Origin of the sequence: Nocardioides mangrovi (genome assembly GCF_020073815.1) — a bacterium.
Lineage (GTDB): Bacteria > Actinomycetota > Actinomycetes > Propionibacteriales > Nocardioidaceae > Nocardioides > Nocardioides mangrovi.
The window spans coordinates 200827-215866 of the sequence record NZ_JAIQZJ010000007.1 but is presented as its reverse complement, the minus strand read 5'-3'; the positions used below and the strand labels follow the sequence as shown (position 1 = coordinate 215866).

Below are 15040 nucleotides of genomic sequence, written 5' to 3'. Positions count from 1 at the left end.
CGCCGTACCCAGGAGTGCCATGCCTCAGCAGACCCAGCAGGCCCTGCTGACCGAGCTGGCCGACGAGCTCATGCGGATCGCCCGGCGTCGGCACGCGAACGTCGAGGGCACCGAGCTCGACACCTCGGCCTTCCGGCTCCTGTGGATCCTCTCCGACGGCCGGCCGCGCACGCTGCGCGAGCTCGCCGACGAGCTCGACCTCGAGCTGTCGACGATCAACCGGCAGGTCAACGCGGCCGTGCGCGCGGGGCTGCTCGAGCGGTTCGCGGTCGAGGGCAGCACGAGCAAGCCCGTGCGGCCGAGCACCGAGGGCGCGCGTCTCTACGCGCACGACAGCGCGATCCACGCCGACCTGCTCCGGTCGGTCCTCGCCGAGATGGGCGCCGCGCCGGCGCGCCAGCTGATCGGCGGTCTCCGCGCCTTCAACGACGCCTACGAGCGCCGCTCTCCCCGGCGCGGGCGGGACCACTGACCTCCGCGAAACACGTCGGGTGTGAAATAGGGGGCATGAACGACACGCCCCCGGTCATCTCCCCGGACCTCGCCAGCATCGACCAGCCGCTCGGCGACGACAGCGCGTCGATCATCCGCGCGCTCGCCACCCGGCTGCACGACGCCGGCCGGATCAGCGACATCGACGTCTTCACCGACGCCGCGCTGGCTCGCGAGGCGCTCGGCTCGACGGTGCTGCCCGTCGGCATCGCGATGCCGCACGCCCGCAGCGCGGCCGTCACGACCGCCTCGGTCACCGCGGCCCGCCTGCCCGAGGCGGTGACCTGGTCCAGCGGCACCGACCCGGTCCGCATCGTGCTGCTCATCGCGGCCGCCGGCGACGACCCGGACGGCTACCTCGCCCTCCTCCAGAAGGTCGCCACCGCCTGCGTGAAGACCTCGTTCGTCAACGAGCTCGGCTCCGCGGCGACCCCCGAACAGCTCGCGAACCTGGTCGCCGGGGCGCTCGGCCGCCGCTGACCGGCGGGCTGTCCACGCCGACCTTGACACCTGTCTGATCAGGTGATCAGAATCGGCCCATGGCCAGCAGGTACGCCGACCTCACCCGCGAGCAGCTCGCCGTGCTCGTGCCCGAGCTGCTGCTCACCGGGCACCTCATCGACCGCGCCGGGATGCCGTGGTGCATCGAGGCGTTCGGCCAGGACGGGATGACCGAGGTCGCCATCGAGGAGTGGGCCGGCGCCAGTCCGATCTACACCAAACGGATGCAGCGGGCCCTGCGCTTCGAGGGCGACGACGTGGTCACCATCTTCAAGGGCATGCAGCTCGAGATCGGGGCGCCGCCGCAGTTCATGGACTTCCGCTACTCGGTCACCGACCGCTACCACGGCGGCTTCCACCTCGACCACTGTGGCGCCCTGCTCGACGTGGAGCCGATGGGCGACTCGTACGTGAAGAAGATGTGCCACGACATCGAGGACCCGACCTTCGACGCCACCGCCGTGGCGACCAACCCGAAGGCGCGGATGCGGCCCATCCACCGGCCGCCGCGCACCCCGGCCGACCGGCACCCCCACTGTGCGTGGACCGTCGAGATCGACGAGGACTCCCCCGACGTGCTGCCGATCCCGGCCCTGGCCGTCAACGCGGCCTCGCAGGCGGCGAGGCTAGAGCTCGACGAGATCGACCGGTCGCAGGAGGGCAACGCCGACTACAGCGGCGACCTCGTCGACGACATCGACTTCCCGGGCTTCTCGCACGCCGCGCTGGTCCGCATCGCCGACGAGGTCTGCCTCCAGATGCATCTGCTCAACCTCTCCTTCCTGCTCGCCGTGGGAGCGCGCACCGAGAGCGAGCAGCAGGCGTTGCGGATCGGCACCCGCCAGCTCACCGGGCACGCCGGGGTGACCGCCGAGCGGCTCGCCCGCGCCCTCGACCTCCCGGCGACGCCCGAGGGGGCGGCCCGGCTGGTCGAGCTGCACCCCGTCGTCAACCCGTTGCCGTACGTCGACCTGGTCCGCGACGGCGCGACGATCACGGTGTCGCGCTCGGCGGCGCACGACGACGGCGCGTGGATCTCCCTGTGCGGCCCGGGCCGGCTCGAGTCGCTCCAGGCGATCGTGCGCGCGCTCGACCCGCACCTGGACGTCGAGGTCACCGGCACCGACGAAGCCTGGACCGCGACCGTCGTCCGCGCCGAGACGGCCGCGCCCGAGGCGAGCGAGGTGGCGGTGACGAGGTTCAGCAAGGGGGCGGCGTTCGAGTTCGAGGGCCGCCGGACACTCCCGATCTTCGCGGTCTGACCCATGGTCGTCCGGGTGGCGCAGTGGGCGACCGGCGCCGTCGGCCAGGAGGCGATCCGCGGCGTGCTCGGCGCCCCCGGCCTCGACCTGGTGGCGGTGAAGGTGCACGACCCGGCCAAGGCAGGCGTCGAGGTGACGCCCGGCGTCACCACCGTCGCCACGGCGGAGGAGCTGCTGGCGGCGCGACCCGACTGCGTCGTCTACACCCCGCGTACGCCGTCGGTCGGCGAGGTCGCGGACCTGCTGCGTGCCGGGATCGACGTGGTCACCACGGCCTTCTGCTTCCACCCGGCCCGGATGGCCGCCGCCGACCGCGACCTGCTCCTGGCGGCCGCGCTCGACGGTGGCGCGACCCTGCACGGCTCGGGCCTCAACCCGGGCAGCTTCGGCGCGGCGGTGCCGCTCGCCCTCTCCGGCCTGGTCCGGCAGGTGCGGAGGGTGACGCTGACCGAGCGGGCCGACTGGTCGGTCTACGAGAGCACGCAGATCACCTTCGACGCGATGCGCTTCGGCGCGCCACCGGCCGAGGTCACCGAGGCGGCCTCGGACTTCCTGGCCTTCAACGCCGACCTCTTCCGGCAGCAGGTCTGGCTGCTCGGCGACTCACTCGGCGCCGACCTCGACGAGGTGGTGACGCGGCACGACGTCGCGACCGCGGCCGCCGACGTACCCGTCTTCGACCGCGCGATCGCCGCCGGCACCGTCAACGCGCAGCGGTGGCGGTGGACGGGCCGCGCCGGTGGAGCGGACCTGGTGGAGATCGACTGCCAGTGGACCGTCGGCCCGACCGATGCCGACTGGCCGCCCACCCAGCACGGCTGGACCGTCACCATCGAGGGCGACCCGTCGGTCTCCGCGCACCTGATGACGCTCGCGAGCCTGAGCGAGCCGCGGTCCATGGAGGACCACGTCCACGCCGCCAGCACGGCGACCGCGATGCAGGTCGTCAACGCCATCCCCGCCGTGCACGCCGCACCGCCCGGCTTCGCCACCACCGCCGACCTGCCGGCGGTCCGGAGCCTGCAGGGCTTCCGCGCATGACCACCGAGCCCGCCCGCCGCCCGGGCCGCCGACTCGACCTCGACGTCCCCGAGACCGTCATCTCGGTGGCCGAGCGGATGTTCGGCGAGGCCAGCATCGACTCGGTCTCGCTGCGGTCGGTGGCGCGCGAGGCCGGGGTCGCGCCGGCGGCGGTGACCTACCACTTCCCGTCCAAGCACATCCTGGTCGCCGCCGTCGTCGAGCGCCGCAGCCGCGAGGTCGGGCGCACGATCCGCGACCGGCTCACCGCGCTGCTCGAGCAGCCGGCCCCCGGCGTACGCGACCTCGTCGACGCGATCCTCGAGCCGATGGTCGCCGTCGTCGACGGCGACCCGGTCGGCGGCCTGCACTGGATGAAGATCATCGCGCGGCTGGCGGTGACCGACGACCCGGCGTTCTACGACGGGGTGCAGACCGGACGGGACCTCAATGTCCTCTTCGGCGACGCCAGCGCGGCCACGCTCGGCGAGCGGACGCCCGTGGTCGGGCGCCGGACCGGCCTCGCGATCTTCGGGATGCTGACCGCGCTGGCCGGCGCCGACCTGGTCGGGTACGACGGCGCCTTCAGCCCGGAGACCGGGCTCGACCCCGACTTCGTGGAGCAGCTGGCCGTCTTCACCGCGGCCGGGCTGGCCGCCGGGCTCACCAGCCCTTGAGGATGACCTCGACCGACGCGGCGAGGTGGTCGCCCAGGGCGGCGTACCCGATGACACCCATGCCCGCCTGGAGCAGGGTGCCGGTGAACATCGCGACGACGGTCATCAGGACCTCGTCGGGCACGTCGTCGCCCACCGCCGCGCGGAACCGCTCGGCCCAGTGCTGCCCGATCGCCGAGCGCAGCTCGGCCACCTCGGGCTCGGGACCGAGCAGGCTCCGGGTCGCGGCGGTGGCCAGCGCCGGCGCGTCGGCGAGCATGCCCGCGACCTCGCGGACGGCGCGCTGCAGCCGCTCCACGGGCGTGCCCTCGTCCTCCGGCACCGGCGGCAGTGCGACCAGCCGGCGCCAGTAGAGCGCGGCGCAGAGGTGGTCCTTCGACGCGAGGTAGGTGTAGGCCGTCGCGGGCGAGACGCCGGCGCGCGCCGCGACCAGCCGGACCGTCAGGTCGTCGTACCCGACCTCGTCGAGCAGCTCCGTCGCAGCGGCGTAGAGCTTCTCGACGGTCTCGATCTGGCGGCTGTTGAGCCCCCGGCGGGGCAGCGTCGACGGCTCGGACATCCCGACGATCCTAGACGGCGCAGTCGGTCACCCGGCCCAGGCGGGGACGATGAAGACGCCCTCGGCCTCGACGGTGGGACCCTCCACGTCGCCGATCGAGGCGAGGACCCAGACCTTGCGACCCTCCTCGCGGTCGATGTGGGCCTCGAGGTGCAGCGGACCGAGCGGGGTGCCGCGGCGGTAGGTCAACGTCAGCGTGCCGGTGAAGGTGATCCGGGTGAAGCCGTTGGCCGCGGTCTCGCCCATGATGTGGTCGAGCAGCATCGCGGAGACGCCGCCGTGGACGAGCCCCGGCGGCCCCTCGTACGCCGCGCCCAGGTGCACCTCGGCGCGAGCACGCCCCGGCGCCTCGTGGACGATCCCCAGCGGCGGCGCGATGGCGTTGCCGAGGCCGACGACCGCGTTGCCCCAGTTCCAGGCGTAGCCCTCGGAGTTGAAGCGCACCCCCGGCGTGCCGTCCCGCTGGTCGACGCGGAGCCGCTCGACCAGCGCCTCGACCTCACCGCGCACGGCGCGGATCTCCTCGTCGTCGACCGTGGTGCGGATGGTGGCGTCGAGGAGCTCGCGCAGGGACGCCGCGAGCGGACCGAGCGACGCCTCCCGTCGCTGGACCACCGCGGTCGGCGTCTCGTCCTGGATGAAGCCCTCGAGGCTCACGATTCCTTCTTCGCCCTGGCGCGCTCGGCCTTGGCGATGGAGTCCTCGACCACGGCGTTCATCCGGGAGCCGTTGGGCCAGCCGTCGTAGTGGCAGGCGAGGATCACGAGCTCGCGCAGCGCCTCGGCGTCCAGCTCCTCGTTGGCGAGCGCGGCCGGGACCTGGATCGTGAGCACGTCGTTGGCGCGCTGGCCGACGAGCATGCCGATCAGGAAGATCCGGCGGTCGCGGGTCGAGAGGCCCGGCCGCTGCCAGATGTCGCCGAAGAGGTGCTCGGCGGTGTAGCGGAAGAAGTCGCCGCTCCCGTCGGTCATCTCGAAGCCGTAGACCTCCTCCATCTTCTCCAGCCCGCGCCGGCGGGCCTCCGGGAGGTCGTCGAACTTACCCAAGGCCGAGCCCCTTTCCGAGTCGCTCGAGAGACAGCCTCGCGAGCGGGACGTCCACGCCCTGCTCGTCCGCGAGCTCGATCGCGAACCGCAGGTCCTTCTCCCCCAGCGCCACCACGTGCTCCATGACGCCCATCCAGAAGTCGCCCTCCTCGATGGGAGCGGTCGTGGCGCGGTGCATGATCGCGCCGGGACCGCCCGTGATGGCGTCCGTGTGCCGCACGACCTTGCCGAGCTCGACGATGTCGAGCCCCGAGGCCTCGGCCAGCCGCTGCGCCTCGGTCGCGGCCGTGAAGGCCACGAAGTGCATGAGGTTGCGGGCCAGCTTGAACTTCGTGCCCGCGCCGATCGGCCCCGCGTGCACGACGTACGACGACATCGCGTCGAGCGCCGGCCGGGCCGCGGCGAACGCCTCGTCGGAGCCGCCGACCATGATCGCCAGCGTGCCCTCGGCGGCGCCCATCGCGCCGCCGCTGACCGGGGCGTCGAGCACCTTCACGCCGTGCCTCGCGGCCACGTCGGCGAGCTGGGCCGGGGTGTCCGGCGCGACCGTCGAGTGGATCACCACCGTCTGCGCGTCTCCCGAGACGCCCAGGACCTCGCCGAGCACGTCGCGCACCTGGTCGTCGTCGCGGACCATCACGCAGATGACGTCCGAGCGCGCGGCCAGCGCGGCGACGGAGTCCGCTCCGCGGGCACCGGCCTCCTCCAGCTCCGCGACCGGCTCGCGCACCACGTCGTACACCCACAGGTCGATGCCGTCGCTCTTCGCCAGCCGCAGCGCCATCGGCCTGCCGATGTTGCCGAGGCCGACGAAGCCCACACGCGTCGTCATGCGCGGAACGTCTGTCCGCCGTCGACGGCGATGATCTGGCCCGTCACCCACGACGACTCGTCGGAGAGCAGGAAGAGGCAGGCGCCCACCATGTCCTCCGGCTGACCCATCCGCTTGAGCGCCAGACCCTTGACCAGGTCCTTGGCCGCGTCACCGGCCTGCTTCTGGGTCGCCGCGGTGTCGGTGGGGCCGGGCGCGATCGCGTTGACCCGGATCTTCATGCCGCCGAGCTCGTGCGCGAGCTGCTGGGTGAGGCCGTTGACGCCGACCTTCGCCAGCCCGTAGAAGCCGGAGTAGAGGTAGGCAGCCGTGCTCGACTGGTTGACGATCGCGCCGCCGCCGCGCTTCTGCAGCTCGGGGTAGACGGCCCGGGTCATCACCAGGGCGCCGTCCATGTTCACCGACATGAACGTCCGGTAGTAGTCCCAGTCGACGCTGATCAGCAGGTCGAAGGCCATGTCGCCGTAGATCGCGGCGTTGTTGACCAGCCCGTCGATCCCGCCGTACGCCGCGACCGTCGCCTCGACCAGCGCCGCCGCGTCCTCGTGCGACGACACGTCGCACCGGACGAAGAGCCCGCCGATGTCGGCCGCGACCTTCTGACCGGCGTCGGCGTTGAGGTCTGCGACGACGACCGAGGCACCCTCGGCCGCGAGGGCGCGGGCGTAGGCCTCACCGATGCCCTGGGCCGCGCCGGTGACGACGACGACCTTGTTCTCGAAACGCATGTTCATCCCTTCGCGGGTTCGGCAATGGTCTTGGTCTCGAGGTACTCCTCGAAGCCGGCGACGCCCATCTCGCGGCCGATGCCGGACTGCTTGTAGCCGCCGAACGGCGCGTCGGGGCTGAACCACACCCCGCCGTTGACGGCGATCGTGCCGGTGCGGATCCGGGCCGCCACGGCCTTCGCGCGCTCGAGGTCGCCGGACTCGACCGACCCCGAGAGGCCGTACGCCGAGTCGTTGGCGATCCGGACCGCGTCGTCGTCGCCGTCGTGCGGGATGACGACGAGCACCGGCCCGAAGATCTCCTCCTGCGCCAGGCGGCTGGAGTTGTCGAGCCCGGCGATGACGGTCGGCTGGACCCAGTAGCCGTCCTGGTCGATGACGTGACCACCGGTGGCGAACGTGCCACCCTCCTCCTCGGCCAGCCGCAGGTAGGCCTCGACGCGGTCGCGCTGGGCCTGCGAGATGACCGGGCCGCAGATCGCACTCGGGTCGGCCGGATCCTTGGCGCCGATCGACTCCATCGTCGCGGCGGCGACCTGCACGGCCTCGTCGTACTTCTCCCGAGGGACGAGCAGGCGGGTGGTGATCGCGCAGCCCTGGCCCGCGTGGATGATCGACGTGAAGGCCGTCGCGCCCGCAGCAGAGGCGATGTCGGCGTCGTCGAGCACGATCGCGGCGGACTTGCCGCCGAGCTCGAGGAAGACCTTCTTCAGCGTGGGGGCGGCGGCGGCCATGATCGCGCGGCCGACGCCGGTGGAGCCGGTGAAGGACACCATGTCGACCCGCGGGTCGGTGGTCAGCTGCGAGGCGACCTCGTTGGACCGCGGCGTGACGACGTTGAAGACGCCGGCCGGGATGTCGGTGTGCTCGGCCACCAGGCGGCCCAGCTCGGCGGCCACCCACGGGGTGTCCGGCGCCGGCTTGAGCACGACGGTGCAGCCGGCCGCGAGGGCCGGGCCGATCTTGGCGAGGTTGATCTGGGTCGGCACGTTCCACGGCGAGATCGCGGCCACGACGCCGACCGGCTCGCGGCGCACGGTGCGCCGGCTCGGGATGCCCATCGGCGACGCGACGCCGAGGTCGCTCTCGAACTCGTAGCCCTCGAGCAGGTCGGTGACCCACTTGAGGCCGCCGACCGGGACGTCGAAGCCGGCGGCGCCCATCATGAAGCCGGGCATGCCGACCTCGGCGGTCGTCAGCGCCTTGAAGGGCTCGGCGTCGTCGAGCAGCGCCTGGTGGAGCTGGCGCAGGCAGCGCAGCCGCAGCTCGGTGTTCGTCGACCAGTCGGTCTCGTCGAAGGCGCGTCGGGCGGCGGCGATCGCGGCGTCCACGTCGGCGGCGGTGCCGTCCGGGGCGACGCCGATCTCCTGGCCCGTGGCGGGGTTGAGGACCGGGTACGTCGCGCCGTCGCTGGCCGCGACGAGCTTGCCGTCGATGAGCTGCTGGGCCGGCGGGGGCAGGGCACTCATGCGGTCGCCTCGGGTGCGGTCTCCTGGGTGCGGAACTGGCCGACCTCGACCGGCGGCGGCCACACGGTCGACGGCAGGTCCTCGGGCTTGTAGTGGCCGGGGACGCCGAGGCCGAAGACCTTGAGCCGCTCGTGGAGCGTGTCGGGCGCCTTGCCGGACTTGAGGATCGCACCCATCGTGTGGGCCATCGCGCCGAAGTCGAACCAGTCGCGCTGCCAGGCGAACTTGAGGTCGCCGTCCGGCTGGCGCTCGACCCCGAACCAGCTGCCGCCGAGGCCCGGGATCTCGAACTCCTTGCCCGTGGCGTCGTCGGTGATGCCGGCGCGCTGCTTCCAGAAGCCCACGACCATGGCGTTCTTCTCGTCGATGACGGTCGCCTGGTAGTCGTAGTGCCAGCCGTCGAAGCCGTCCATCTCGATGCCGATCGCCCAGTCCCGGATCTGGTCGCGGCCGACAGCCATGAAGTGCTCGTCCGGCGTCAGCATCCAGCCGTACGTCGCGTCCTCGGCGTACCACTCCGCCATCACGCGCCAGTCACCGCTGGCCTCGGCCTTGCGGTTGATGTCGAGCCAGGAGTCCCAGAACTCCTCGATCTCTGCTCGGGTGAGACTCACTGATCCTCCTCGATGGCGAGCGCCATGGCTGGGCAGTACGTCACGGCCGACTGCACGTCGGACCGCAGGGACTCGTCGGGGTGCTCCTGCTTGAGCACCACCTGGTCGGTGTCGTCGTCGAAGCCGAAGACGTCGGGCGCCTCGCCCTGGCACATCTGGTGCCCCTGGCAGAGCCCGAGGTCGGCGACCACCCTGAAGCTCATCGCGCACCACCTCGGTCGGGGCAACCCCACGCCGGTTGAGGTGCGAGGCGCGCTAGCGCCGAGCCTCGAAACCCGTCTTGCCGGGGGACCGCCTGGTCCGGGGCCGTCGTACGCCTCACCGGGTTTCGAGGCTCAGGCGCGGGGCGCCTTCGCACCTCAACCAGCGTCATCGCGCCCTCCGGCGGTAGCGCACGCGGGCGGGCTTCGCGAGCTGGATGACCATCTTCGACACGTCGTCCCGGTAGTCCTCGGACGGCTGGACCATCTCGAACTCGTAGTCGCGCAGGATCACCGAGAAGATCGCCTTCATCTGCATCATCGCGAAGGCGTTGCCGACGCAGCGGTGCTTGCCGGCGCCGAAGGGGATCCAGGTCCAGCGGTTCTGGAGGTCCTCCTGGCGCGGGTCGATGTAGCGGCCGGGGTCGAAGGACTCCGGGTTGGGGAAGTCCTCGGCGATCCGGTTGGAGACCCGGGGCGAGGCGGCGACGACGGTGCCCGCCGGGATCACGTGGCCGGCCAGCTCGATCTCCTCGACGACCACCCGCATCAGGATGATCAGCGGCGGGTGCAGCCGCAGCGTCTCCTTGAGCGCCGACTCCAGCACCGGGATCGACCGCAGCGCCTGGAAGGAGACCTCCGAGCCGTCGGCGTACAGCTCGTCGAGCTCCTTGACCACCGCCGACATCGTCTCCGGGTGGCGCATCAGCTCGATCAGGGCCCAGGACGCGGTGCCCGACGAGGTGTGGTGGCCGGCGAACATCATCGAGATGAAGATGCCGGTGATGTAGTCGGCGCTCATGTCGATCGAGATGAGCACGTCGAGGAGGTCGCGGTCCTCCTTGGCGACGCTCCCTCCATTCACCTCGGCCCGCGCCTTGCGCCTGTCGATGATCCCCTGGACGAGCGCGACGAGGTTCTCGCGCGCGGCGTCGCGCCTGCGGAAGGACTCGATGTCGGCGTAGGGGTCGACGTAGGCGATGGCGTCGGTGCCGCGCTCGAGCTCGTGGTACTCGTGGGCGAAGCGCTCGTCGAGCTCCTCGCGGAAGGGCTTGCCGATCAGGCACGACGACGTCGTGTAGATGGTCAGCTCGGCGAACCAGTCGAGCAGGTCGATCTCGCCCTCGTCGCCCCACGCGGCGACCATCCGGTTGATCTCGGCCTCGATCGTCGAGGCGTGCCCGCGCATCTGCTCGCCGCGCAGGGCCTGGTTCTTCAGCATCTGCTGGCGCTCCTCGGGCGAGGCGTCGAAGACCACGCCCTTGCCGAAGATCGGCGTCATGAAGGGGTACGCCGCCGCCTGGTCGAGGGTCGAGTCGGGGGCCCGGAAGAACTGCTCCTGCGCCTCGCCGCCGAAGACGAGGACGACGTCCTTGTCGGCCAGCCGGAAGCGGCCGATGTCGCCGCACTCGTCGTACACGCGCTGGAAGAGGCCGATCGGGTCGACCCGCATCTCGGCCAGGTGGCCGTGCCCGTCGTCGGCGACGGCGTAGGAGACCTCGGGGATGTCGGACACGGTCATCGGGGCTCCACGGTGGCTTCGGGGGTGACTTCGACCAGGTTGAGGTGGACCCCGCGCGGCGCCGTGACGATCGTGGCGATCGCATCGGCCAGGGCAGAGGCCTTGAGCAGGCGCGGGTGGCGGGCCAGGCCGAAGCGCACCCACTGGGTGATGACGAAGGCGGCGTCCTCGTCGGCCCACGCCGAGCCCATCTCGCTCTGCGTCGGGCCGGGACGAACGATCGACGCGCGCACGCCGGTGCCCTCGAGCTCCATCTGCATGGCGTGGGCGAAGCCCTCGAGGCCCCACTTGCCGGCGGCGTACGACGCCATGAAGGGCCGGGCCCGGACGGCCACGTCGGAGGAGACGAAGACGATGTCGCCGCGCTGCCGCTCGACCATGCCGGGCACGAAGGCGCGCGCGAGCCGCTGCGCGCCGACGATGTTGAGGTCGATCTCATGGGCGAACTGCGCCGTCTCGACCTCGTACGTCGTCCCTGGCTGCACCAGCCCGGCGTTGCTGATCACGACCTCGATGTCGCCGAGGTCGGCGGTCACCTTCTCCGCGAAGGTGGCGACGGACTCGTCGTCGGTCAGGTCGAGCGCGTGGGCGGACACCTCGCCGCCCTCGGCGCGGATCCGGGCGGCGAGCTCGTCGAGCCGGTCGGTACGGCGCGCGCCGAGCGCGACCGGGTGGCCGAGCGCGGCCAGCGCGAGCGCGGTCGCGGCGCCGATGCCCGACGAGGCGCCGGTGACGGCGGCGGGCCGGCGCTCGGGGTGGACGAAGCGGCCCATCAGCGCACCCCGACCGTGACCGGGACGGACGCGAAGCCGCGCACGTTGACCGAGTGCACGCGCACGCAGTCGTCGTGCGCGACGTCGATGGTGCGGACCCGCCTGACCAGTGCGGCCAGGGCGATGCGCGCCTCGAGCCGGGCCAGGTTGGCACCCAGGCAGAAGTGCCGGCCGCCGCCGAAGCTGAGCAGGTGCGACAGCTCCTCCTTGTCCCGGGAGATGTCGTACTCCTCGGGACGGCTGAAGACCCGCTCGTCGCGGTTGGCCGAGCCCAGGCAGAGCAGGAGCTTCGAGCCGGCGGGGGCGACGACTCCGTGCATCTCGACGTCGCGGAGCAGGTAGCGGGCGAGCAGCTGGCTCGAGGTGTCGAAGCGCAGCGTCTCCTCGATCCACGGGATCACGAGGTCGTCGGCGTGCTCGGGCCGCGTGAAGACGCTCTCGAACTGGTCCGGGTGCCGGGTCAGGTGGACGAGGCTGTGGCCGAGCAGCTTGGTGGTGGTCTCGTTGCCCGCGACGACCATGAGGAAGAGGAAGGCGATGACGTCCTCGTCGGAGAGCCGCTCGCCGTTGACCTCGGCCTCGATCAGCGCACTGGTCAGGTCGTCGGTCGGCTGCCGACGACGCTGGGCCACCATGTCCTGGTAGTAGCCGACCAGGAAGAGCGAGGCCTCCGCGCCGGCGGGTGGTACGTCGTACACGCCCTCCTCGCGGTGGACGACGATGTCGGCCTGGCGCCGGATCTCGGCCCGGTCCTCCTCCGGGACGCCCATCATCTCGGAGATGACGTCCATCGGGAGCTTGCCGGCGAAGTCGGCGATCCAGTCGAAGCTCTCGCGCTCGAGGCACTCGGTGAGGTAGCGGTCGGTGAGCGCCTGGATGCGGGGCAGCAGGTCGGAGACGCGGCGCGGGGTGAAGCCGCGGGAGACCAGGGCGCGCATCTGCTTCTGGCGCGGCGGGTCCATGCCGAGGATCGACATCACCTTGTGGGCGTCGGGACCCCACGCCGACTCCTCGATCGCGACACCCCAGGAGTTGGAGTAGGTGCCCTCGGTGCGGACGGCCTCGGCGATGTCGGCGTGCCGGGTCAGCGCCCAGAGGTCGAGCGTCGGGTTGTGGTGGAGCGGCTCGTGCTCACGGAGGTAGGCGTACGTCGGATAGGGGTCGTTCTGGAAGCCGTAGTCGTAGGGGTCCAGGACGTGGGGCGCCTGCTGCAGGGTGCTCATCAGTGGCCCTTCATGATCACGGCGACGACCGCGTCGATGCGGTCGGCGAGCTCGGGATAGGTCATCAGGCCCATGCCGGCCTGGAGCAGCGCGCCGGAGAAGGCCAGTGCGACCGCCTCGACGACCGCCGGGTCGGCGTCGTCGCCGAGCGCGCCCCGGAAGCGGTCCACGAACTCCGCGCCGATCCGCAGCCGCAGCCGCTCGACGTCCGGGTCGGAGCCCAGCAGCGCCGGGGTGACGGCGGCGGCGAGCGCGGGGGCCGCCGCCTGCTGCTCGGCGAGGTGGCGGGTGACCGACTGGAGCCGCTCGAGCGGCGTCTCGCCCGACGGCGACCAGCCCTCGTCGGCGACCAGGTAGCGCAGGTAGAGCTCGGCGAAGAGGTGGTTCTTCGAGGCGAGGTAGGTGTACGCCGTCGCCGGCGAGACGCCCGCCCGCTGGGCGACCGTGCGGATGGTCAGGGTCTCGTGACCGACCGCCTCGAGCTCCGCCAGCCCCGCGGCGAGCAGCCGCTCGGCGGTCTCGGCCTGGCGCGCGTTGAGCCCTTGGCGCGGCGAGACAGACAGTTGGCTGGACACGTGTCCAGTTAACCGGATCCGATGACGCGCCGCAAGCCCCTGGTCCACACTGGCGCGCGTGGACCCGACCGACCCCGAGGTCAACGAACGCGGCCTCCCGCACGACTACTTCCGCGAGCTCCGCGCCACCTCACCCGTGCACTGGGTGGAGCAGCCGGCGTCGGCGCGGCGCGGCATGGCGCCCGAGTCCGGCACCGGCTACTGGGCGCTCACCCGGCACGAGGACGTCGCCGCGGTCTCGCGCAGTCGCGACTTCTCGACGTACGAGAACACGGCGATCATCCGCTCCAACGCCGAGGACGTGACGCGCGAGTCGCTCGAGGCGACGCGGGTGATGCTGATCAACCAGGACGAGCCGCACCACGGCGAGATGCGGCGGATCGTCGCGCGCGGCTTCACCGCCCGCAACGTGAAGGGTCTGCACGACATCACCACTGAGCGCGCGCACGCACTGGTGGACGAGGCGCTGGCCAGCGGGTCCGGCGACTTCGTGGACCAGATCGCCGCCGAGCTGCCGCTGATGGTGATCGCCGACCTGCTCGGGATCCCCCAGGAGGACCGGCGCAAGGTCTTCGACTGGTCCAACACGATGCTCGCGTCCGACGACCCCGACTTCCCGGGCGACCCGTCGCAGGCGGCGGCGCAGCTGGTGCTCTACGCGATGGAGCTGGCGGCGGACCGCAAGCTCCATCCGCGCGCCGACCTCATCACCACGTTGCTGCAGGCCTCCGACGAGGGCCGCGGGCTGAACGACGACGAGTTCGGCTACTTCGTGATCCTGCTGGCCGTGGCCGGCAACGAGACCACCCGCAACGCGATCACCCACGGCATGAACGCCTTCCTCGACCACCCCGACCAGTGGGCGCTGTGGCACGCCGAGCGGCCGGCGACCATGGTCGACGAGGTGATCCGCTGGGCGACGCCGGTGACGGTCTTCCAGCGCACGGCGCTGCGCGACGTGGTGGTGGGCGGTACGCCGATCCCCGCGGGGCAGCGCCTCGCGCTCTTCTACGCCAGCGCGAACTTCGACGAGTCGGTCTTCCGCGACCCCTTCACCTTCGACGTGACCCGCGACCCCAACCCCCACCTGGCCTTCGGCGGCCACGGCGCCCACTACTGCCTCGGCGCCAACCTCGCCCGCCAGGAGGTCGCGATCATGTTCGACGTCCTCGCCGACCGCGTCCCCGACATCAGCAAGCTCGCCGAACCCCGCCGCCTCCGCCACTCCTGGATCCACGGCGTCAAGGAGCTCCAGGTCAGCTACGGCACCGCTGGTTGAGCCATTCCGCTGGTTGAGGTGCGAGGAGCGCTAGCGACGAGCCTCGAAACCCGGCGAGCTGACCTTCGACCTGCGGGAGGACACGGACTACTCGCCGACAGGCAGCAAAGGCGGGTACGGCGCGCTTCGCGTCGACGTCGCCTCCCGGGTTTCCGGTGATCTCGGCACGGTGGTTGAGGTGCGAGGAGCGCCAGCGACGAGCCTCGAAACCCCGGAAAGCCAACCACGGCCCGATGTCCGGAACACGGCTCGGGATCGTGACCATCCT

The 15040-nt window shown here is 71.8% G+C and carries 18 protein-coding genes; 6 read left to right on the top strand and 12 right to left on the bottom strand.

Translation table 11 applies throughout. The features are described from left to right. Positions 1-19: 19 nt before the first annotated feature. From K8U61_RS13550 to K8U61_RS13530, 5 genes are read left to right on the top strand one after another with little or no spacing between them, the layout of a single operon-like run. Positions 20-472 carry a MarR family winged helix-turn-helix transcriptional regulator gene (locus K8U61_RS13550; RefSeq protein WP_224123563.1) on the top strand — a complete coding sequence of 151 codons (453 nt, stop codon included), beginning with the start codon at positions 20-22 and terminating at the stop codon, positions 470-472. Between the two features lie 35 nt (positions 473-507). Further along, complete coding sequence (locus tag K8U61_RS13545; RefSeq protein ID WP_224123562.1) at positions 508-972, top strand: PTS sugar transporter subunit IIA; 465 nt, start codon at positions 508-510, stop codon at positions 970-972. Positions 973-1031: 59 nt separating this feature from the next. Further along, positions 1032-2255, top strand: coding sequence for a hypothetical protein (locus K8U61_RS13540; RefSeq protein WP_224123561.1), 1224 nt, complete (start codon positions 1032-1034; stop codon positions 2253-2255). A 3-nt stretch (positions 2256-2258) separates the two neighbouring features. Next, positions 2259-3296, top strand: coding sequence for an NAD(P)H-dependent amine dehydrogenase family protein (locus K8U61_RS13535; RefSeq protein WP_224123560.1), 1038 nt, complete (start codon positions 2259-2261; stop codon positions 3294-3296). Continuing rightward, positions 3293-3952, top strand: coding sequence for a TetR/AcrR family transcriptional regulator (locus tag K8U61_RS13530; RefSeq protein ID WP_224123559.1), 660 nt, complete (start codon positions 3293-3295; stop codon positions 3950-3952). The genes K8U61_RS13535 and K8U61_RS13530 overlap by 4 nt, the downstream gene beginning before the upstream one ends. On the opposite strand, the gene K8U61_RS13525 is transcribed toward K8U61_RS13530, so the two are convergent. The 12 genes from K8U61_RS13525 to K8U61_RS13470 form a co-directional block, all read right to left on the bottom strand. Beyond that, the gene (locus K8U61_RS13525) at positions 3939-4511 is read right to left on the bottom strand and encodes a TetR/AcrR family transcriptional regulator (protein ID WP_224123558.1); all 573 of its coding nucleotides are present in this window, start codon (positions 4509-4511) and stop codon (positions 3939-3941) included. The two genes, K8U61_RS13530 and K8U61_RS13525, sit on opposite strands and share 14 nt — an antisense overlap. A 27-nt stretch (positions 4512-4538) precedes the next feature. Then, positions 4539-5168: a PaaI family thioesterase gene (locus K8U61_RS25500; protein WP_224123557.1), complete on the bottom strand. Its 630-nt coding sequence runs from the start codon at positions 5166-5168 to the stop codon at positions 4539-4541. Beyond that, positions 5165-5557 (bottom strand): carboxymuconolactone decarboxylase family protein, encoded by a 393-nt coding sequence (locus tag K8U61_RS13515; RefSeq protein ID WP_224123556.1) that lies wholly within the window; start codon positions 5555-5557, stop codon positions 5165-5167. The genes K8U61_RS25500 and K8U61_RS13515 overlap by 4 nt, the downstream gene beginning before the upstream one ends. Further along, the gene (locus K8U61_RS13510) at positions 5550-6389 is read right to left on the bottom strand and encodes an NAD(P)-dependent oxidoreductase (RefSeq protein WP_224123555.1); all 840 of its coding nucleotides are present in this window, start codon (positions 6387-6389) and stop codon (positions 5550-5552) included. The genes K8U61_RS13515 and K8U61_RS13510 overlap by 8 nt, the downstream gene beginning before the upstream one ends. After that, a complete protein-coding gene (locus tag K8U61_RS13505) occupies positions 6386-7117 on the bottom strand; it encodes an SDR family oxidoreductase (RefSeq protein ID WP_224123554.1) in 732 nt (243 codons plus the stop codon). Before K8U61_RS13505 ends, K8U61_RS13510 begins: the two co-directional genes overlap by 4 nt. A gap of 2 nt (positions 7118-7119) precedes the next feature. Next, positions 7120-8586, bottom strand: coding sequence for an aldehyde dehydrogenase (locus K8U61_RS13500; protein ID WP_224123553.1), 1467 nt, complete (start codon positions 8584-8586; stop codon positions 7120-7122). Continuing rightward, the gene (locus tag K8U61_RS13495) at positions 8583-9200 is read right to left on the bottom strand and encodes a nuclear transport factor 2-like protein (RefSeq protein ID WP_224123552.1); all 618 of its coding nucleotides are present in this window, start codon (positions 9198-9200) and stop codon (positions 8583-8585) included. The genes K8U61_RS13500 and K8U61_RS13495 overlap by 4 nt, the downstream gene beginning before the upstream one ends. Beyond that, a complete protein-coding gene (locus K8U61_RS13490) occupies positions 9197-9403 on the bottom strand; it encodes a ferredoxin (protein WP_224123551.1) in 207 nt (68 codons plus the stop codon). Before K8U61_RS13490 ends, K8U61_RS13495 begins: the two co-directional genes overlap by 4 nt. 166 nt (positions 9404-9569) lie before the next feature. Continuing rightward, positions 9570-10922 (bottom strand): cytochrome P450, encoded by a 1353-nt coding sequence (locus K8U61_RS13485; RefSeq protein ID WP_224123550.1) that lies wholly within the window; start codon positions 10920-10922, stop codon positions 9570-9572. Further along, positions 10919-11695 (bottom strand): SDR family oxidoreductase, encoded by a 777-nt coding sequence (locus tag K8U61_RS13480; protein ID WP_224123549.1) that lies wholly within the window; start codon positions 11693-11695, stop codon positions 10919-10921. Before K8U61_RS13480 ends, K8U61_RS13485 begins: the two co-directional genes overlap by 4 nt. Further along, on the bottom strand, positions 11695-12918 hold the full coding sequence (locus tag K8U61_RS13475) for a cytochrome P450 (RefSeq protein WP_224123548.1): 1224 nt from the start codon (positions 12916-12918) through the stop codon (positions 11695-11697). Before K8U61_RS13475 ends, K8U61_RS13480 begins: the two co-directional genes overlap by 1 nt. Then, positions 12918-13493 (bottom strand): TetR/AcrR family transcriptional regulator, encoded by a 576-nt coding sequence (locus tag K8U61_RS13470; RefSeq protein ID WP_224123547.1) that lies wholly within the window; start codon positions 13491-13493, stop codon positions 12918-12920. Before K8U61_RS13470 ends, K8U61_RS13475 begins: the two co-directional genes overlap by 1 nt. Positions 13494-13551: 58 nt before the next feature. Between K8U61_RS13470 and K8U61_RS25495 the strand changes: the two genes are divergently transcribed. Continuing rightward, entirely contained in the window at positions 13552-14772 is a 1221-nt protein-coding gene (locus K8U61_RS25495) for a cytochrome P450 (protein ID WP_224123546.1), read from the top strand. The last annotated feature ends 268 nt before the right edge of the window (positions 14773-15040 follow it).

Coding starts and splice junctions, on each gene's coding strand:
- K8U61_RS13475 (WP_224123548.1), bottom strand. CDS start 12,918: ATGAGCACCCTGCAGCAGGCGCCCCACGTCCTGGACCCCTACGACTAC.
- K8U61_RS13540 (WP_224123561.1), top strand. CDS start 1,032: ATGGCCAGCAGGTACGCCGACCTCACCCGCGAGCAGCTCGCCGTGCTC.
- K8U61_RS13505 (WP_224123554.1), bottom strand. CDS start 7,117: ATGCGTTTCGAGAACAAGGTCGTCGTCGTCACCGGCGCGGCCCAGGGC.
- K8U61_RS13485 (WP_224123550.1), bottom strand. CDS start 10,922: ATGACCGTGTCCGACATCCCCGAGGTCTCCTACGCCGTCGCCGACGAC.
- K8U61_RS13545 (WP_224123562.1), top strand. CDS start 508: ATGAACGACACGCCCCCGGTCATCTCCCCGGACCTCGCCAGCATCGAC.
- K8U61_RS13480 (WP_224123549.1), bottom strand. CDS start 11,695: ATGGGCCGCTTCGTCCACCCCGAGCGCCGGCCCGCCGCCGTCACCGGC.
- K8U61_RS13525 (WP_224123558.1), bottom strand. CDS start 4,511: ATGTCCGAGCCGTCGACGCTGCCCCGCCGGGGGCTCAACAGCCGCCAG.
- K8U61_RS13535 (WP_224123560.1), top strand. CDS start 2,259: ATGGTCGTCCGGGTGGCGCAGTGGGCGACCGGCGCCGTCGGCCAGGAG.
- K8U61_RS13530 (WP_224123559.1), top strand. CDS start 3,293: ATGACCACCGAGCCCGCCCGCCGCCCGGGCCGCCGACTCGACCTCGAC.
- K8U61_RS13500 (WP_224123553.1), bottom strand. CDS start 8,586: ATGAGTGCCCTGCCCCCGCCGGCCCAGCAGCTCATCGACGGCAAGCTC.
- K8U61_RS13510 (WP_224123555.1), bottom strand. CDS start 6,389: ATGACGACGCGTGTGGGCTTCGTCGGCCTCGGCAACATCGGCAGGCCG.
- K8U61_RS13550 (WP_224123563.1), top strand. CDS start 20: ATGCCTCAGCAGACCCAGCAGGCCCTGCTGACCGAGCTGGCCGACGAG.
- K8U61_RS13490 (WP_224123551.1), bottom strand. CDS start 9,403: ATGAGCTTCAGGGTGGTCGCCGACCTCGGGCTCTGCCAGGGGCACCAG.